Source organism: Barnesiella sp. An22 (assembly GCF_963931395.1).
Taxonomy (GTDB): domain Bacteria; phylum Bacteroidota; class Bacteroidia; order Bacteroidales; family Barnesiellaceae; genus Barnesiella; species Barnesiella merdigallinarum.
In genome coordinates this window covers 829,698-847,919 of sequence record NZ_OZ007014.1, presented here as the reverse complement: position 1 = coordinate 847,919, position 18,222 = coordinate 829,698, and the positions used below count along the sequence as shown (strand labels likewise).

14 protein-coding genes are annotated in these 18,222 nt (G+C 53.9%); 3 read left to right on the top strand and 11 right to left on the bottom strand.

Annotated features, from left to right (window positions below; genetic code table 11):
* The first annotated feature begins 89 nt into the window (after nucleotides 1-89).
* Nucleotides 90-287, top strand: a complete 198-nt coding sequence (locus ABGT88_RS03385; RefSeq protein ID WP_298662999.1) for a hypothetical protein — start codon at nucleotides 90-92, stop codon at nucleotides 285-287.
* 951 nt (nucleotides 288-1,238) lie between these two features.
* Here ABGT88_RS03385 and ABGT88_RS03380 read toward each other — a convergent pair.
* From ABGT88_RS03380 to ABGT88_RS03365, 4 genes are all read right to left on the bottom strand, one after another.
* Entirely contained in the window at nucleotides 1,239-2,795 is a 1,557-nt protein-coding gene (locus ABGT88_RS03380) for a leucine-rich repeat domain-containing protein (protein ID WP_346700435.1), read from the bottom strand.
* An 814-nt stretch (nucleotides 2,796-3,609) separates the two neighbouring features.
* Complete coding sequence (locus ABGT88_RS03375; protein ID WP_087408988.1) at nucleotides 3,610-5,262, bottom strand: diphosphate--fructose-6-phosphate 1-phosphotransferase; 1,653 nt, start codon at nucleotides 5,260-5,262, stop codon at nucleotides 3,610-3,612.
* A gap of 198 nt (nucleotides 5,263-5,460) precedes the next feature.
* Nucleotides 5,461-6,849, bottom strand: a complete 1,389-nt coding sequence (locus ABGT88_RS03370) for a tetratricopeptide repeat protein (protein WP_346700433.1) — start codon at nucleotides 6,847-6,849, stop codon at nucleotides 5,461-5,463.
* Between the two features lie 84 nt (nucleotides 6,850-6,933).
* Nucleotides 6,934-8,748: an LTA synthase family protein gene (locus ABGT88_RS03365; protein ID WP_346700431.1), complete on the bottom strand. Its 1,815-nt coding sequence runs from the start codon at nucleotides 8,746-8,748 to the stop codon at nucleotides 6,934-6,936.
* A 195-nt stretch (nucleotides 8,749-8,943) separates the two neighbouring features.
* On the opposite strand from ABGT88_RS03365, the gene ABGT88_RS03360 reads away from it, so the two are divergent.
* Nucleotides 8,944-9,792 (top strand): glycosyl transferase, encoded by an 849-nt coding sequence (locus ABGT88_RS03360; RefSeq protein WP_258327869.1) that lies wholly within the window; start codon nucleotides 8,944-8,946, stop codon nucleotides 9,790-9,792.
* A 90-nt stretch (nucleotides 9,793-9,882) separates the two neighbouring features.
* Here ABGT88_RS03360 and ABGT88_RS03355 read toward each other — a convergent pair whose 3' ends face one another.
* The 5 genes from ABGT88_RS03355 to ABGT88_RS03335 all read right to left on the bottom strand — a co-directional run bounded on the left by ABGT88_RS03355 (nucleotide 9,883) and on the right by ABGT88_RS03335 (nucleotide 14,391).
* Nucleotides 9,883-10,506, bottom strand: a complete 624-nt coding sequence (locus tag ABGT88_RS03355; RefSeq protein WP_087408984.1) for a hypothetical protein — start codon at nucleotides 10,504-10,506, stop codon at nucleotides 9,883-9,885.
* A 2-nt stretch (nucleotides 10,507-10,508) separates the two neighbouring features.
* Entirely contained in the window at nucleotides 10,509-11,609 is a 1,101-nt protein-coding gene (locus tag ABGT88_RS03350; RefSeq protein WP_143240953.1) for a hypothetical protein, read from the bottom strand.
* Nucleotides 11,606-11,989 (bottom strand): hypothetical protein, encoded by a 384-nt coding sequence (locus ABGT88_RS03345; RefSeq protein ID WP_087408982.1) that lies wholly within the window; start codon nucleotides 11,987-11,989, stop codon nucleotides 11,606-11,608. Before ABGT88_RS03345 ends, ABGT88_RS03350 begins: the two co-directional genes overlap by 4 nt.
* Nucleotides 11,990-12,145: 156 nt before the next feature.
* Nucleotides 12,146-13,537 (bottom strand): DUF5309 family protein, encoded by a 1,392-nt coding sequence (locus ABGT88_RS03340; RefSeq protein ID WP_241147843.1) that lies wholly within the window; start codon nucleotides 13,535-13,537, stop codon nucleotides 12,146-12,148.
* Nucleotides 13,538-13,629: 92 nt separating this feature from the next.
* Nucleotides 13,630-14,391, bottom strand: a complete 762-nt coding sequence (locus ABGT88_RS03335) for a hypothetical protein (protein WP_346700427.1) — start codon at nucleotides 14,389-14,391, stop codon at nucleotides 13,630-13,632.
* Between the two features lie 316 nt (nucleotides 14,392-14,707).
* On the opposite strand from ABGT88_RS03335, the gene ABGT88_RS03330 reads away from it, so the two are divergent.
* Complete coding sequence (locus ABGT88_RS03330; protein WP_087408979.1) at nucleotides 14,708-16,348, top strand: fumarate hydratase; 1,641 nt, start codon at nucleotides 14,708-14,710, stop codon at nucleotides 16,346-16,348.
* Between the two features lie 75 nt (nucleotides 16,349-16,423).
* Here the strand turns inward: ABGT88_RS03330 and ABGT88_RS03325 are convergent, their stop codons facing one another.
* Both ABGT88_RS03325 and ABGT88_RS03320 read right to left on the bottom strand, forming a co-directional pair.
* The gene (locus tag ABGT88_RS03325) at nucleotides 16,424-17,068 is read right to left on the bottom strand and encodes a DNA alkylation repair protein (RefSeq protein WP_346700425.1); all 645 of its coding nucleotides are present in this window, start codon (nucleotides 17,066-17,068) and stop codon (nucleotides 16,424-16,426) included.
* Nucleotides 17,069-17,111: 43 nt separating this feature from the next.
* Entirely contained in the window at nucleotides 17,112-18,134 is a 1,023-nt protein-coding gene (locus tag ABGT88_RS03320; protein WP_346700423.1) for a PDDEXK nuclease domain-containing protein, read from the bottom strand.
* Nucleotides 18,135-18,222: the final 88 nt, after the last annotated feature.

The window sequence follows — 18,222 nt, the reverse complement described above, 5'->3', positions numbered from 1 at the left end:
ACCACCCCGGCCTCCCCCGAGTGCCGGGGTGTTTTTTATGGTTTCCCGTCACCCCGCACCTCGATGCGGGGTCCAGAAAAGGGAAGGCGTTGGAAACTGTTGCAGGTATTACCTATGCCGACAATTTTGCCCGTATTCCTGGATACCGCGTCGTAGCGCGGTATGACAAAAAAAAGGCGGCAGATGTAACCATCTGCCACCGTCACCTGAAAAAAGAAAGAATTGATGCAGTGAGAAATTATCTCACTACCACTTTTCATGAGCAATCGCTCATACGCACCACATAGGCCGGACTTCAGGCACAAAGCCATTATACCGTTGCCAGCATAAACCAGTCGTCCCGTGGTCGTATATACCCGGCAATCCCAATCGGGACCAACCTCTCACAACTTGTAGATTCCCGATTCGGGTATAACCTGGTGTCCCCTCGTACATTGATAAAAAGTTTTTTCTCTAACAATCGTCACCGAATAGACTCTCCGAATATAATTTATCGAACGCTTCAATCCTATCACCTGCATAAGGAGCCGGGCCGTCAAATAGCCATAGCCGCCTATGCAACCACAAATTATATAACATAGAGAATCACAAGCAACGAATCGGAGCCCCCAAAACAATTCCTCACAAAAGTCACTCCGGCAAATAAGATTTCATAATATCGTGTTTCATATCTGTCTTCCTGTTCCCCTTGAGGATAGACGTTTAAAAAAACGAAAGCGTAGGGAACAATCTGTCTATCTTCACGGAGGCATCGCCAAACGCCTATTCACGAAATAAACAGCCCACCCCACGCTATGCCATATAACAACACCCCTTGCCGGGGTGGATGTTGGCAAGCAGGAGCGTTTTTTTGACTGCCCGATCCTTCGTGAATTGAAATTTGGCGATTTTCCATGAAAGGATAAGCAAAAACGCTTTCTCAAAAACATGTCTGCCCTCGCAGAGAGAAATCCCTCCCCCGAAGGCCATGACCGACCACGGAAACCTCTCAACAGCGACAGAGCAACTCTATCTGCTACCGGGATATACCATCGCGGTCACGAGACAAAGATAGCATAACCCGATAATAAAAGCAATACCCTCAACCGGTTTTATTTCCACTTACTCCGACAGGGGGATAGCCGTCATACCCGCCGGATATTCCCTGGATTCTGCATCACGGTGCGGAATGGACCAGGCACAAAAAAGGCGGCAGAGTAATACTCCCTGCCGCCCAATCGTATCGAATAGATTCCTATTTACTTCACCCAAACCTTCTGCGACCGATTGCCCGCACATACGATATAGAGGCCTGCACCCGGCAACAATACCGTAGATTCGTCGCCCGCATAAACCAACTGCCCCATGGCCGTATAGACCCGATAAGCCTCATCGACATGCTCTACATACAAGGTATGACCTGCGGCATAGACGCGCATATCGTTGTTATCGACCGATTCCACGCCGGTTGGCGACTCCATGATGTTCGTAAAATTACTCCAATACGAAGCCTTCTGATATGCACTTTTACTGCCGGCAGGCACATACAAGGTAGCATTTTCATAGTGAGATTGAATAAATGTTCCCCAATATACAGTGGGCGGAGTTACAGCTTTCGAAACAATAGTTGTCAGTGCGGTGCAGTCGAAAAAGGCAGCTTCACCGATACTCATCACACCCTCGGGGATAGTTACCTCTTCAAGTTTACTGCATCCTCGAAAAGAATCTGTTCCAATATTCGTTACTGAATTAGGAATCGTCACCTCGGTCAAACCGCTGCAGTTCTCAAAGGCGTTATTCCCGATAGTTTTCACCGAATTAGGAATGATTACCTCGGTTAAACCAATACAGTCCTCAAAGGCACCATTCCCGATAGTCGTCACCGTTTCGGGAATACGGACCTCGGTCTTTACTACCGGACAAAAATACAACGTCGTTTTATCCTTGTCGTACAAAACGCCCTCTACCGATGAATAATAGGGATTCTCTTCCGATACCTCGACAAACCCCAGACTCGAACATCCCCCAAAGGCACCAGCCTCGATATTCGCCACCGACTCGGGTATAGTGATAGATGTTAAGCCCGAGCAACCGGAGAAGGCACTCGACCCAATACTGGTCACCGAATTAGGAATCGTCACCGCCGTCAAGCCAATGCAATTAACAAAAGCTCCGTTCCCGATACGCTCTACCGAATTACCCAAACTCAACATGGTCAAGCTCCTGCAATTAGAGAATGCTCTGGTACCTATACTCTCCACTGCATCAGGAATCGTCACTGCGGTCAAGCCAATGCAATTTTCAAAAGCATAATTATCAATACTGGTTACCGAGTTCCCTATTTCCACCGTAGACAAACCCGTACATGCGTAAAAAGCATATTCACCGATTGTCGTTACCTCGTCGGGAATCGACACAGACGTTAAACCGCTACACCCGCTGAAAGACATATACTCAATAGCTGTCAACGAAGGAGGAAGTATAATTGAGGTTAAACGGCTGCATTCTGAAAAAGCTTTCCAGCCAATACTCGTTATCGTATTCGGGAGGGTTATCGCAGTCAAGTCGCTGCAATCGGAAAAAGCAAACCACCCGATACTCGTTACCGAATAGGTATTACCCTCATACGAAACCGTAGAGGGGATAACCACGTCTCCCGAATAAGAATTCGAAACTCCACCTGTCTTACTGGTAACCGAGGCTTCGTTGCCAGTTACCTCGTAATAGATTCCATCAACCTGGAAACTGTATGCTCCCGCCGGGAATATGCCCGACAAGAGCACGATAAACAAGAACCACAAATGTAAATTTTTCATAGTAATATAATTAGCCTCACTACCTGTTCCCTCAAAGGCAGTCCCATTAAAAACAAGAAAAGCGTAGGGAACACTCTGTTTATTCTTACAAGAGGCATCGCCAAACGCCCATTCACGAAATAAACAGCCCACCCCACGCTATGCCATATAACAACACCCCTTGCCGGGGTTGATAGTGGCAAGCAGGAGCGCTTTTCGACTGCTCGATCCTTCGTGAATTGAAAATTGGCGATTTCCTTGTAAAGGATAAGCAAAAACGCTTTCTCAAAAATATGTCTGTCCTCGCAGAGAGAAACCCCTCCCCGAAGACCATGACCGACCACGGCAACCTCTCAACAGCGACAGAGCAACTCTATCCGCTACCGGGATATTACCATCGCGGTCACGAAACAAAGATAACACAACCCGATAATAAAAACAAGACATTCAAACGGTTTTATTTCCACTTACTCCTACGGGAACAGCCGTCATACCCCCCGGAGATTCCCGGATTCCGCGTCGCAGCGCGGTATGACACGGCAAGTCACCCCGCACCCCGATGCGGGGTCCAGAAAAGAGAAGGCGTTGGAAACTGTTGCAGATATTACCTATGCCAACAATTTTGCCAGTATTCCTGGATACCGCGTCGTAGCGCGATATGGCACACTCTCCGCAGTGCGAAATGGACCAGGCAGTGGAATCCAGAGTGATATATACACAAAAAATACCCCCGGTCCGGAACGCTCCGGGTCGGGGGATTTTTGCAAGCCGCAAGTGCGGATTTTTTTGATTAGTTTATTGATAACGGGCATGACGCCCTTTTGCTAAATCGGGATTAGTCGATTTTGCCGTTTTGCTCGAGCATCAGGGTCTTGGTGGGCTGGTCGCAAACCTCGGTGGGACCAAAGTATTGGATAGGACCGGGGTATACGTAGCAGGTGTTCATAGCCCACTCGTCGCGATGTGCGGCAAAGTATTTGAAGGGTGCACCGTCGAGGTGAACGAGGGCTTTTTGGATAACCGGTTTCATCTCGCCATGGCGACGCTCCATGTTCATCATCATGGTTACGGGCACACCGCCGGCAATCCATTCGCTGGCCGGTTTGGTGGTGTTGCGTACCGACGACATGTAACCCGTGCGGCCTTCGCCTACGAGCAGCGATGCGGTGTAACCCAACGAGTAGCAGTAGTCGGCGTCGAAGTTGGAGGGATCGGCGCAACGGCCTTCGTAACCGAAGAAGTGGTATTGAGTAGCGAATTTGCCTACATATTTACCGGCTTCTTTCATCTCGGCCAGACGACGACCTACCATCTCGCCCAGCAGTTTCTCGGTCTCGATGAGCGATACCTGTACGTTTCCGTGGGGGTCGCGGTCGAGCGTGAGCTGACGGGCCACACCCTCGGGCAGGCTGGCGTAGATTGTCGAGTTTTCGGGCGAGAGGTGTTTGATGATATAGTTTCTTTGCTCCGATTTCTTGATCATGGCAAACTCGGCACCATTCTTGGCCAAAAAGTCGTTGAGTTCGGCGATAAGGCGCTTCATGGCGGGGATGAACTCGATGAGACCTTCGGGAATCAGCACCGTACCGAAGTTGAAACCTTTGGCAGCACGAGCGGCTACGATGTCGGCAATGTAGTTGACGATGTCGTCGAGGGTCATCTGTTTGGCCTCGACCTCCTCGGAAATCAAGCAGATGTTGGGTTGCGTTTGCAGAGCACACTCCAGAGCGATGTGCGAAGCCGAACGGCCCATCAGTTTGATGAAGTGCCAGTATTTCTTGGCCGAGTTGCAGTCGCGTTGGATGTTACCGATAACCTCGGAGTATACCTTGCAGGCGGTATCGAAACCGAAGGAGCACTCGATCATCTCGTTCTTCAAGTCACCGTCGATGGTCTTGGGGCAACCGATTACCTGTACACCGGCACCGATTTGTTTGTAGTATTCGGCCAATACGCAGGCGTTGGTGTTGGAGTCGTCGCCACCGATGATAACCACGGCTTTGATGCCCAACTCTTTGATGATTTCGAGACCGCTGTCGAATTGCTCTTTCGTCTCGAGTTTGGTACGACCCGAACCGATGATGTCGAAACCACCCGTGTTGCGGTAGTCGTCGATGATGTCGGCAGTGAGTTCCATATATTTATGATCGATGAGTCCGCCCGGGCCCAACAGGAAACCGAAGAGACGGCTATCCTTGTTCATGGCTTTGAGTCCGTCGAAGAGACCCGAAATCACGTTGTGTCCGCCAGGAGCCTGACCACCCGAAAGGATTACACCCACGTTGATGGCAGGATACTCTTTCTTGGGAGCGGCTTCGAAACGAAGCACGGGCATGCCGTAGGTGTTGGGGAACAACTTGGCGATAGCCTCCTGGTCGGCCACCGATTGAGTGGCTTTGCCTTCGACGATGGTTACGCCGTTTTTGATGGCTTCGGGCAGCTTGGGCTGATACGAAGCACGAGCAGTTTGAAGTGCACTTTTCTTCATTGTAATCACTTTTATTTGTGTATGTTTGCTTTATCTTTTTTAGCTGGGCAAATTTCGCATTTTTTTTTCAAAGAGCCAAACAGCTGGGTATTAAATTCCAATAACGAAAACGGTAAAGAGTAATTCGAGCCGACAGGGAGGAGTGACCGTCCCCTCCCAAGATTCTGCCAGGTCCGTTCACGGGTGTCTTGCCAGAGCTCAATCACCGGCCTCATCGGCCTGTTTCGCACCAGACTGGAGCTCTTTAATCTGCACTATCTCCTGCTCGACGGCCCGGGTATACTCGTTGTCCCGTCCATACTCGCGTGTGTACACGGCCAAGGCCTTTTGCAGATACTCCAACGCATGGGAGTAATCGCCCTGGGCTTCATAAAGCGAACCGATGTGGCCATACGAGAGGGCCGTATCGGGATGTGCCGATCCCAGCGACTTTTCCCGAATAGCCAAGGCCTTGAACTGAAAGGCCAGAGCTTGGGGATAATCGCCCCGAATACCATAGAGATAACCAATCTGGCTATACAAATCGGCCTTGTTGGCATGTGATACTCCGTCACTCTTTTCATACGCAGGCAGAGCCTTGAGAGAATAGTCCATCGCGAGCGAGTAATCGCCCTGAACACCATAAAGATAACCGACCTGATGATAGAGTATGGCCGTATCGGGGTGTACCGTGCCCAACACTTTCTCCCGAATCGGGAGAGCCTTGAGGTAATATTTCAAGGCATCCGAAAAATCGCCCTGCAAGGTATAGATGCGACCGACGGCGCTACACAGGGTAGCCGTATCGGGATGATTTGCCCCCGACCTCTTTTCGCGAATAGCCAGAGATTTGAGATAATACTCCAGAGCCCTCGGACTGTTACCCAGCTCGTAACAGGCATGCCCGATGTTGGCATACAATACGGCTGCCAAATCAAGACCCTCCTCGGTCTGCACTTTTTCCCACACGGCCAAAGCCTTGAAGTAATAATCCAGGGCTTTGGAGTAATTGCCTTGACGGGTGTAAATATCCGCAATATTGTTATACACCAGAACGACAGAGGCATGCTCCTCGCCAAACACATTCTTATAAATGGCCAGGGCCTTGAAAAAAGAGTCCAGCGCCTTCGAGTCTTCACCCTGACCGTGATAGGCCGAACCGATGTTGAGATAAGAGAGGGCGGTGACTGCGTGCTCCTTGCCCAACTTCTTCTCACGAACGGCCAACGCCTTGAGGTGATACGCCAGCGCTTCGGCATAATTGCCCATATCGCCGTAGGCCACCCCGATATTGTTGTACGATTCGGCGGTATCGGGGTGCTCCTTGCCCAACACCTTTTCGCGAATGGCTACAGCCTTGCGATAATACGCCACAGCCTCGGGGTAATTGCCCAGACTGTCACAGGCGAGCCCGATATTGTTGTACAATTCGGCGGTATCGGGGTGATTCTCGCCCAACACCCTCTCGCGAATGGCCAGGGCCTTGAGATAGTAATCCAGCGCTTCCGCACGGTTGCCCCGGCAGAAACAGGCATACCCCTGGTCGTTGTACGACTTGGCTGCAGCCAGACTATCCGAATCGGGCGAAGCAGATGGTTGAGTATTCATAACGAAGATTTCATGGGTTTTTCAAATCGGGTTAACAATCGCGTTTCGAGTAATCGAGCAGGTCCACCACCAGCTCCAGGAGAGCTATTCCTTTTTCGAAAAATAGTGGCCGGTGAGGATGAGGTTCGAGATGTCCCAGGCCTCGCGCTGCCGCGGGACGAGGGGCGACCGGGTGTCGCCCACCACGCTGCGGTCCCAATAGACGGCGCTCTTTACCGGGGTGCGCAACAGACTGTACCCGAGCCCCTTCCAGGGATATTCGTTGCAACCCATCACATCGAGCAGTGTGGGGTAGATGTCTATCTGCCCGGCCACCGCCTCGTACGAAACAGTATAAGGTGTATTCAGCAGCAGGAGGGCCACCTCGCGGTCGGCCAGCGTACGGGTGGTGCGCCCCTCGAGCACATTCAGTCCCAGCTCGTCGTGGTCCGACACGATGGCCACGACCGAACGGTCGTAGAGTCCGCAAGCCTGCAGCGAGTCGATAAACTGGCCCAACTGACGGTCGAGCCGGTAGAAGGCCTCCATCGTGTTGATAAGTTCGTGCGACGACGTGGGGTATTGCGACAGGGCGGTGGGCTCGACCGGCTCACCGTTGGGAGCGTGGGTCGAGATGGTAACCAGCTGGGCAAAGAAGGGCTGGGGTGTCTGGCGCAGAATGGCGAGGCCCCGGGCCAGCATGGTAGAGTCGTCGAGTATCTCGCTCGACTCGAAAGCGCTCTTGTCGTAGAGGGTGTCGAACCCATAGGCGGGCGAAGTCTCCACCTGGTTCCAGTCCTGCGCCCGGTCGCAAACGATATTGAGGGTGCGGTACCCCTTCTGCTTCAGGGCATGGCCCAGGGCAGGATAGCGATTATCGCCATAGAGCACCGCCGTAGCCCCCGTGCGCACGGGCAAAAGGCCGGTATTGAACATGAGGTGGCCGTCGCTCGAACGGCCATCCTTCACCTGCGGTATCAGATGGAGAGCCGCGAAGGTCCCCTCTTGCCTCAACAGACGGTTCAGTCGGGGCATAATCTCCACCCCGCCTACCGTGCGGTCGAGCATCCACGAGTTCATCGATTCGACGACGATGAGAATCAGGTTGCGCCCCGGCTCCACGGCCAGACGGTTATCGGTATAGCGGGGCATGTCGACCAGGTAGTTGTCGACGGTTGCCCGTTCGTCGGCCGTCAACTCGTCCGACTGTACCAGTGACGACACCAGCACATAGCCCGTGTAAGGCACTACCCCGTGATAGATGAGGTATTCGCGGTAATTATAAGGAGTGATGAAGGCGGTCCAGGGCGATTCGCGGTCGGCCGACGCCCGATGGTAAATCTGGTACGACCGTCCACCGTAAGCCGCCAAGGCTATCACCAGCGACACGACGGCAGTTATCCACCGGATACGCGGCGAGGGGTACGACCGCTGCTTCCCGAAATAGAGCAGATAGGCCGCCAGCAACAACAGAGTAGGGACGAAAAGGGTGACATCGCGCCAGCGAAGCAGCCCCCGCACGCTGTTGAGCAGCACGCCGTTCACGTTGTCGAAGAGCAGAAACGACGAGTAGGGCATCACATCTTCGTAGACCCGGGCATAACAGCTCTGCGCCAAGCAGAAGAGATCGAAGAGGAAGAGCGGGATAAAGACCACCCACCGGCGGCGGGTGAAGAGCAGAAGGGGCAAGGAGAGTACCAAAGCATCGCCCACCGTAGGCAAGAAGGCCAACAGCGTGTCGCCTATCGGCCGTCCCTGAGGCAACAGGATGCGCAGATTGAAGATGGTCGAGCACTTCAGCTCGATATGCAGATACTCGATGGGATAGACGAAACAAAGCACCACGAGCAGGTGGAAGAGCAGGTATCGTCCCTCGCACGCCCAGGTATAAGCCGACAACCAGTTTCTGTTCAATCGCATGGCATTCACTCACATTCGATGCAAATGTAGTGAAATAAAAATTGATACCACACCCTCGAGGCGGGTTTTATACGAAACCATTCGGGGCGCCACACCTGAAAAACGGCATCGTCAAACACATCAACCCGCATCACACGACTCGACTTCCAAAATAAAGTCTTACCTTTGTCTCCTATTCAGAGTTAGCTATCATACATGAAAAAAGAGAGTATATGGCTCGTGCCCGTAGGCGGGCTGGCCAACCGCATGAGGGCAATCGACTCGGCCGTAGCCCTGAGCCGGCAATGTGGCAGCGAGTTGCACATCGTGTGGTTCAAGGACCCGGGGCTGAACTGCCGGTTCGACCAACTGTTTGCCCCCATCGATCGGCCGGGGGTTACCGTCACCGAGGCTTCGAGGCTCGACTTGCTGCGCTACGACCGCCCCCGCCGGAAAAACTTCTTCATTCCCCGCCTGTTCCAGCAGCCGGCATTCGACCGCCGCATGTACGAGATGGATACGTCGCGACGCTTCCGCGAGCATTTCGATTTCGAGGCGTGGGCCCGAGGCCACAAGGTCTACATCGCCGCCTTTGTCTACTTCTACGAACCCCGCACCGAGTGGGACCGCTTTGCCCTCTTCGAACCGCACCCCCTCCTGAAGCAGGAGATTGAGACGCGCCGGGCCCGATTCGGCGACCACACGATAGGGGTGCATATCCGTCGTACCGACAACGCCATCTCCATCGCCCAAAGTCCTACCCGACTCTTTGTCGACCGCATGCAGCAGGAGATCGATCGTAACGCCGATACCACCTTCTATCTGGCGACCGACTCCGAAGAGGATAAGGCCCTCATCACCGCCCGATTCGGCGACCGGGTATTCTGCTCGCCCCACCGGGCCGACCGCAACAGCCTCGAGGGGATGCGCGAAGCCCTCATCGAACTCTATCTGCTCTCGCACACCCGGCAGGTGCTCGGCTCGGTACACAGCTCATACTCCGAGACGGCTGCCCAGATAGGGCACATCCCTTACGAACTGTTGCAGAAAAAGGAGCCCCGATAAAACAGCAAGCCGGCCCCGGAGTGGTTGCCCCGAGGCCGACTATCCAGAGAGCCGGCAGCGTTTCTGCGACACGATGTCGGTCGCCCTGCCCTACTTGACGATGCTGCGCAACATGGCGGCCGCCTGCTCGGGCTGCCCCAGAATCTCGTAAACGAGAGCCGCACAGGTGTAACAAACCACCTGTACCAGCGAGTCGGCAATCTCGTACTTGTCGGCATCGGCCTGCGGATAAGCCACGTAACGGGCCGTCTTCACCCGATGCGCCTCGACGCGAGGCGGCAACGAGTAATAGTCGAGACACTTCTGGCCCCCCACGTTGGAGAGCACGCACACCGGAGTTGCCACGCCGCCGCGGGTGTAAAGGTTGAATTGCAACTCATAGGCGGGCGAGGTGTGGTCGATAAACGAGGTAACCGGCTGTCGCCACCCCTCCATGCAAAACTCGGTCATGCGCCACACATCCGAGGGCAGCACCACCCGGCCACTGCCGTCGGGCTGACGCTCGGGTTGCAGCGACGAGGCGCAGTCGGTCTGCGGCAACAGTTCGACCGGGGTCGAAGCCCACACCGACAGCAGCGCATCGGGCAACTTGGCCCGAATATACTGCTCGACATCGATGCCCACCTCCAACTTTACCGAGGCATTGCTCACATCGGTGAGCTCCTCCATGTTTATCTTGACCCGTTCGACGAGGTCATTGACACTTATCTCCATCGCTACCCCCTCTTCTGTTTCAGAAAGTTATTTTCGTCGACATAGATATCCCCCTCGGCCAGGGTGTCGCTCCACAGCTTCAACTTGCCACTCATCCCCTCGGGCGAAATTCGGGTCGAGCTTTGCACCTGCCCGGCACTGTCGAGTTTCGACAGCGTTATCTGCTGAGGTGTGACCAGTATCTGATGCGAGCCTGAGTCGTCGGACTGACTCAATGTCAGGCGAATATTATCGTCCGTATCCCAGTCGATGACCAGATTTTTCTCATCGGGTCCCCAGAATACCAATCCCTTCATCGTGGGGCTGATAATGATGTCGCACTGCTCCTTCGAGACGCGTAACTCACCGCTCTGCGAAAGGAAAGTACCCGACTCCAGATGGCGGATTTCGCCGTTACACAGCTCCCACGAAGAGTTGCCGCTGGTCGTTCGAATCGTCTGCTGCTGATCCAAGACCATCAGTTGGTCGGGCAGCATCTCCAACCGGTCGGCCACGGCGTAGAAGTGGGCAACCTCCTCCCAGTTCGACGACGCCCCGGGCGACAGACTGGTACTCCCCACCGAATCCTTCACCCGATAATAACGGCCCATGAAATAGACCACATCGACCACTCCGTTGGCACACGTGTAGGTTGCATCGCCATTCCACTGACCTCGATACATATATATCGGTCGGATGGCATCGTCGAAGGTCAGCGGCGTTACATAGTCGCGCCAGACCGAACCGTCCCATACCAGGGTGATAATGGCGGCCGAGTCGGTTACCACGGTCAAGGACGATCCCTCCTTCAATGCCGGGAACAGATGCGACCCGGCATAACCGGCCACATAGACAAAACTGGCCGGCTGGCCGCTCTCGACCGCCGGGCTAAAGGTGGCCGGGTCGGTGACCACGCCGAAAAACGGAGCGGGTGCCGCATGGTTGGTGTCGTACCACGAGCGGCCCGTAGAGTCCCATACCCAGATAGACTGGGTTTTGCCGTTGATGAAAAACTCGCCGGCCAAACCACCCTCGGGGTAGGCCGAGAGAAGCGCGTCGAGCCCGTAGAAAAATCCCAGGCACCCGTTTTGTCCGCGCAAATGACTGTGTTCTCTTACCTTCATCGTCTTTTCTTTTTCTTTAATTGTGTAAATACCAAATGGAACCGCTCGGCCGCCTGCTCGATGAGAGCCGGCGTGGAGACCTCCTCGTCGGAGAGGCCATAGGGTTCCTGCCTCAAATAGTCGCGGGCCGCCTGCCACGAGCGAATGCCGGGCACCAACTGGTAGGTCTCCTGCTCTACCCGGGTATCGGGTATCTCCATCAGCACAAAGCGCCGGCCGTATCCCCGGCTCTGCTCCAGTGCCTGCTGCAACGCCTCGTCTTCGGTCGAGAAGAGGCCGTTCACGCCGTCCCACGCGCGAAACTGAACCCGACGGGGCACCCCGTTCACCACGACCGAGGTACTCAAATTGCCCAATCGGGTCTGATAAATCTTGTTCATAGTTCTCCTTTCTTCTAAATTGAATATTGCCCACCTGCCGGTGGTCCAGAAAAAAACGGGGCAACCGGCTCGCCAAAATACCGGTTGCCCCGTTCAGTCCCCCTTGTTCAGATTTCGTTGCGAGCCGGGGGTGAGCCGGTCAGTCTTAACGGTTTATCATCCGAGCGGCTCGATGCGCATGTGAGCTGCCGGATAACGCAGCGTCAAGCAGCTGGCCTCGGTCAGTACCAGGGCATCGGTATTGCGCACGCCCGCCTTCTTCAGGTCGAGCTCCTGTGCACCGAAAGGCACATGCGACCACTTCTGGATGAACTCGGGATCGAAGATAAAGCCGTAGTCGTGCATGCCGCAGTCGTCGAACACCTCGGAGTAAAGCACATACAGTTTACCGAACTTCGAGCTGATTTCCGAGAAGTCGATGCCCCACTTCACCTTGTCCTCGCGAGCCATCACCACCTTGGTCATCTCAATCTTGTTGATAAGTCCGATGAAGACCGAACCACCAATCAGGATTTTACGCTTGTTGCCACCGTTGCCCGTGAAGGCCTGACGCATCATGTCGATCAAGTCGTCTTGCGTCATCTCTTTCGTCGGGTCATAGGTGTAGTGGTTACCGGCCTGCCACCAGATACCGCCCGTGAGCATCACGTTCTCCTTCTTGCGCGGGTCGAAAATCGTATTCTTCACCCCGAACATGAAGCTCTTCTCCATACCCAGACGCATGTCGTAGATGGCAGCCTCTTCGGCATCCGAGAAGTCCCACTCGACCTCTTTGTTGGCTATCTTCTGGAAGGTCGACTGCTCGATTTGCATCTTGAAAATCTGGCAATAGTTCTGACTCTTGACGGGCAATGCCGAGAACTGTGCCGTCTGTACGTCGAGTTCGGTAGCCGCACGGCCCATGCGGATGAGCTGTTTGTTGGCCGGAATCGAAGGCACACAATTCTCTACGGTACCGATTTTCATGCCGTTTACGGGATAGACCGTGAGCGAGCCGGTCTCCTCGTCTTTGGCGGCGATATAGAGCACCAGGTCGGCATTCGACTGGGTAGTACCGTCGGGCTCATACCCTTTCACGCCCTGCACGAGAATCGTCTCGGATACCTCGAAGATGCTGTTGTCCACGGCATCGATCTTGGCCTTCTTGTGCGACTCGTCGGCCGAACCCGAAGCGGGTGCCGTATACGCGGTTTTCGTAAACGACTTGGTGGGTTTCACGTCGACCGAATAGTAGTCGACAATCATCGACGACGACTTGCGGGCACCATTCCATCGCGACAACTGGTCGATGGGGGTCGACATGGGCCGGATGCGCACGATGCGCTTGTCAATCTCGTTGCGCAACAGCGAGGGGCTACCCTCGCGCACCAGGTCGGTAGTGAGCGGTTCGCCGGTCACGAGCTTACCGCCCGACACACCGGGGATGATGGCTGCCAGCGCCAGGCCACCGTCGAGCAGCCCGTCCCAAATCTGCCAGCAAACTACCAGAACCAACAGACCCGCCAGCCAAAGCAGCGGAGTTTTCCACTTCGTTAGAAACTGTTTCATCTCTTCTTTCAATTTTTCAAAATTCAACAAAAACATAGGATTACAAAAATTTAATTAGGGTATCAAACTCTTCACTCTCCTGACAACCGGGGCTACATATCCCACACGCTGCGACGGCGACGGTTGCCAAAAACCGGCGACAGCTCGGAGGTGTCCGACTCGAAACTGCCCCCGTTGCGCATGGGAGGCAACGAATCGCCACCCCGCTCGCGACGCTCGAAGACGATGCGCTCGTTGCGGCCCCGCACCTCGCCGTCGCGCTCGGCACACGACAAATCGCGGTCGTAGTAGAGCCCCTTGAAGAGCAGGTTCAGCACCTCGTCGTTCAACTCGCCCATGAACACATGGTTGCACAGGTGGTACACCCGGTCGAGGAAACCCTCGAACTCGGCATCGTTCATCCCCTTCTCGGTCTTGAAGCGCTCCATGCAACGGCTGCTCTTCTCGAGATTCTCGCGCATTTGCGACTCCAGTTCGTTGAACCGGGCCACCCGCGACAGATACTCGTCGTTGGCCCGACGCACCTCGGCCATGCGGTTTTCGTCCAGGGCACAGTCGAGCATATCGCGCCCGAAGTAGCGCACGCAGGCTACCAGCGCATCGTCGCCACCGATTACATCGGAGATGAAAGCCCCCATCTTGGGATTCGACATGAACAACTTGCACAGCTTGCTCTGGTCGTCGGCCAGCCGCTCATAGCGCTCGTTGCGGTACGAGTCGTACTCCTCCAGGGCATCGAACAGCTCGTCGTCGTTATCCAAGGGCCGGGTCGGGAATCGGTCCAAAAGCTTCTCTACGAGCAAATCGCGCGATTTCCGCCGATTGCGATTTTCTTTCTGATAATTCTTTTCCATAAATTTAATTGATTAGATTTCCCATATATGGTACCGCAAAGTAAACCCCGCACTCGCCCCCTTTTATGGCAGCTTCATACAAACTCGACTCCCGTCGAAAGATTTCGCCATCGGCGAAACGATTACCGAAAAATTTCTTTACCTTTGTTACACGAAAACAGGATGCGGTTCGGGATAAAAAATATCGGAAAACAGGTGCCGATATTTTATTCTCCGCTCACCTTTCGCTATTTTTGTGGCACGATTGACCGCGGCTCTCCGCCCGTGCGGAACCGACGCATCGACCGACAACTCAAACTAAATAACATATATAACTATGGCTATTACACCGTTCAAGTATCAACCCATGTTCCCGCTGGGCGAAGATACGACCGAGTATTATCTGCTTACGAAAGACTATGTGTCGGTAAGCGAGTTTGAAGGGAAACCCATCTTGAAAATCGAAAAAGAGGGACTCACCGCCATGGCCAACGCCGCCTTCCGCGACGTGTCGTTCATGCTGCGCCGCTCGCACAACGAGCAAGTGGCCAAAATCCTGAGCGATCCCGAGGCCAGCGAAAACGACAAATACGTGGCCCTCACCTTCCTGCGCAATGCCGAGGTTGCCGCCAAAGGCGTTCTGCCCTTCTGCCAGGATACCGGTACGGCCATCATCCACGGCGAGAAAGGCCAGCAGGTCTGGACCGGATACTGCGACGAAGAGGCTCTCTCGCTGGGCGTTTACAAAACCTACACCGAGGAGAACCTGCGCTACTCGCAAAACGCTCCCCTCTCGATGTACGAAGAGGTGAACACCAAATGCAACCTGCCCGCACAGATTGACCTCGAAGCTACCGAAGGTATGGAATACCGCTTCCTCTGCGTAACCAAAGGCGGCGGCTCGGCCAACAAGACCTACCTCTACCAGGAGACCAAGGCCATCCTCAACCCGGCCACTCTCGTGCCCTTCCTCGTTGAGAAGATGAAAACTCTGGGTACGGCTGCCTGCCCGCCCTACCACATCGCCTTCGTCATCGGTGGTACTTCGGCCGAGAAGAACCTGCTCACTGTCAAGCTGGCCTCGACCCACTACTACGACAACCTGCCCACCACGGGCAACGAATATGGCCGCGCATTCCGCGACGTAGAGCTCGAGAAACAGGTACTCGAAGAGGCTCACCGCATTGGCCTCGGTGCACAGTTCGGCGGCAAATACTTCGCCCACGACGTGCGCATCATCCGCTTGCCCCGTCACGGCGCATCCTGCCCCGTAGGTCTGGGTGTAAGCTGCTCGGCCGACCGTAACATCAAGTGCAAAATCAACAAAGAGGGTATCTGGATCGAGAAGCTCGACAGCAACCCCGGCGAACTCATTCCCGAGGAATTGCGTCAAGCCGGCGAAGGCAATGCCGTGAAGATAAACCTCAACCAGCCCATGAGCGAAATCCTCAAGGAGCTCGACAAATACCCCGTAGCTACCCGCCTCTCGCTCAACGGTACCATCATCGTAGGCCGCGACATCGCTCACGCCAAACTCAAAGAGCGCCTCGACCGTGGCGAAGACCTGCCCCAGTACATCAAGGATCACCCCATCTACTACGCCGGTCCCGCCAAGACGCCTAAAGGCATGGCCTGCGGCTCGATGGGCCCCACGACAGCCGGCCGTATGGACCCCTATGTAGACCTGTTCCAAAGCCACGGCGGCTCCATGATCATGCTCGCCAAGGGTAACCGCAGCCAGGCCGTTACCGACGCCTGCAAGAAACACGGCGGCTTCTACCTGGGCAGCATCGGCGGTCCTGCCGCTATCCTGGCCCAGAACAACATCAAGAGCATCGAGTGCGTAGAGTATCCCGAGCTCGGCATGGAGGCCATCTGGAAAATCGAAGTCGAAGACTTCCCCGCATTTATCCTCGTCGATAACAAGGGCAACGACTTCTTCAAACAGATCAAACCCATCTGCCCCGCCCACAAATAATCTCGCGGGACAAGTTCCTATACACCGGCGGGGCTGCCTTACTAAAGAGGCAGCCCCGCTGTATTTTTACGAGATTCAATTCATCTGCTTTCCCCGCTTCTCCTTCTCGAGAAGGTGCTTTGCCGCCAACCGATAGGTATAACGCACATTCGGGTCACTCTGATCCCAAGTGTCCAGTTCATCGAGAATCAACTGTGGGAACTTCTTGCTGATATCTCGCAACGCATTACCTACCGATTTTCTCACATACTCGCTCGAATCGGCCTTGTGTCTACTCAAAAAAGCAACAGCCTCCAAAGGATGCTCCTTGAAATAGGGCCGCGAGGTCCATATCCTCAACCCCTCGGTAACAGCCCGTACTACATTCGGATGACCATCGGCCAACCATTCAGCAATAAGAGGCAAAGTTCTTTCATATCCACGCTCTTTACAAATAAAGTCAAACGATTTGGCCAGCATCTCCTGCACACGCCAATTCTCATCGCAGCTTACCCGCTCTTTCAAAAAACTCAGGGCTTTTTCATTGTCTACTCCGGCATACCCCAATAAAACAACCGACAGCATACGCACCTGATAAGCCGGATGTTCGAATAATTCGAGCGAAAGGCCGTAACACTCTTCGTCACTACACGACTCGTGTATCCGATGAGCCGCATCCAAAATATGCTGAAATCCATTTTCAACCGTTACAATATGGGCAATAATCTCTTCGATGTTCATATTTATTAGGTTTATCCATCGCTGGAGTATGAAACCGCGCAATTCAATCGAGATTCTGAGCATGAGATTTGTGCTCCATCATCTCGCGTACACTGTTTACCTCGTCGATAAGTTGTGTTTGCGAAGGCAGATACAATTTATATTCACGGGCCAGTATGGTTTTATTATCTTCGGGAAGAGCCATCTTCACGGCCGTATCGTTCTTGCTGGTACACAAAAGGATTCCTACGGTGGGATTCTCGTCGGCCATCTTTTCCACCCGGTCGTAGTAGTTGACATACATTTGCAACTGTCCCAAGTCCTGATGAGTCAGTTTGCCCGTCTTCAACTCAACCACCACAAAACATTTCAGCAACCGGTTGTAGAAAACCAAATCGGCAAAAAATTCGTCATCCTCCAACAAGATACGTTTCTGCCGGGCCACAAAAGTAAAACCCTGCCCCAGTTCGAGCAAGAAGTGCTGCAAATGAGTGATGATAGCCGACTCCAAATCTTTTTCATAATAGGTTGCCTGAGGCTTCAATCCCAAAAACTCCAAATACATGGGGTCTTTGATAATCTCCTGCGGCGACTGCGGCATGCGCTCCTTTCGCGCCACAGCCAACACCGACTCCTTGTCGTTGCTCAACAGCAGCCGTTCGTACAACTGGGAGTTTATCTGTCGCTCCAGCTCCCGGGCCGTCCACGCATTGTTCACGGCCTCCAGTTCGTAATACTCCCGTTTATCGGCTTCCGATATAGCCATCAGCATTTTATACTGCGACCAATTCAATTGCGTCCGCAGTGTGGACGCAATTGGATACAACCGATAAAACTGCCGGCTTCGCTCCAACTGTCGCACCGAAAATCCGCTACCATAATCGGGTTCCAACTGCTTGGCCAGGTTCTTTATCAGGTAACTGCCATAGTCGGCCCTCTCTTTTCCTTGTTGCTCCTCCTCAAAAATGCGGCGTCCCAACTGCCAATACATCTGAACCCGGCAGAAATCCACACTACGCACCGCATGAGCACGAGCCGCATCGATAATGCCGCGGATGTCGTTCAAAAACAGTTCTTCCTTTTTCATATCTCCATCCATGGTATTTACTTGTCAGACTTATACATACAAATATAAACAATTCCTTTCACTTGACCAAATGCAGAAGGGTCCCCTC

Coding starts and splice junctions, on each gene's coding strand:
- ABGT88_RS03355 (WP_087408984.1), bottom strand. CDS start 10,506: ATGGAGATAAGTGTCAATGACCTCGTCGAACGGGTCAAGATAAACATG.
- ABGT88_RS03330 (WP_087408979.1), top strand. CDS start 14,708: ATGGCTATTACACCGTTCAAGTATCAACCCATGTTCCCGCTGGGCGAA.
- ABGT88_RS03320 (WP_346700423.1), bottom strand. CDS start 18,134: ATGAAAAAGGAAGAACTGTTTTTGAACGACATCCGCGGCATTATCGAT.
- ABGT88_RS03345 (WP_087408982.1), bottom strand. CDS start 11,989: ATGAACAAGATTTATCAGACCCGATTGGGCAATTTGAGTACCTCGGTC.
- ABGT88_RS03335 (WP_346700427.1), bottom strand. CDS start 14,391: ATGGAAAAGAATTATCAGAAAGAAAATCGCAATCGGCGGAAATCGCGC.
- ABGT88_RS03340 (WP_241147843.1), bottom strand. CDS start 13,537: ATGAAACAGTTTCTAACGAAGTGGAAAACTCCGCTGCTTTGGCTGGCG.
- ABGT88_RS03375 (WP_087408988.1), bottom strand. CDS start 5,262: ATGAAGAAAAGTGCACTTCAAACTGCTCGTGCTTCGTATCAGCCCAAG.
- ABGT88_RS03365 (WP_346700431.1), bottom strand. CDS start 8,748: ATGCGATTGAACAGAAACTGGTTGTCGGCTTATACCTGGGCGTGCGAG.
- ABGT88_RS03380 (WP_346700435.1), bottom strand. CDS start 2,795: ATGAAAAATTTACATTTGTGGTTCTTGTTTATCGTGCTCTTGTCGGGC.
- ABGT88_RS03325 (WP_346700425.1), bottom strand. CDS start 17,068: ATGAACATCGAAGAGATTATTGCCCATATTGTAACGGTTGAAAATGGA.
- ABGT88_RS03360 (WP_258327869.1), top strand. CDS start 8,944: ATGAAAAAAGAGAGTATATGGCTCGTGCCCGTAGGCGGGCTGGCCAAC.
- ABGT88_RS03370 (WP_346700433.1), bottom strand. CDS start 6,849: ATGAATACTCAACCATCTGCTTCGCCCGATTCGGATAGTCTGGCTGCA.
- ABGT88_RS03350 (WP_143240953.1), bottom strand. CDS start 11,609: ATGAAGGTAAGAGAACACAGTCATTTGCGCGGACAAAACGGGTGCCTG.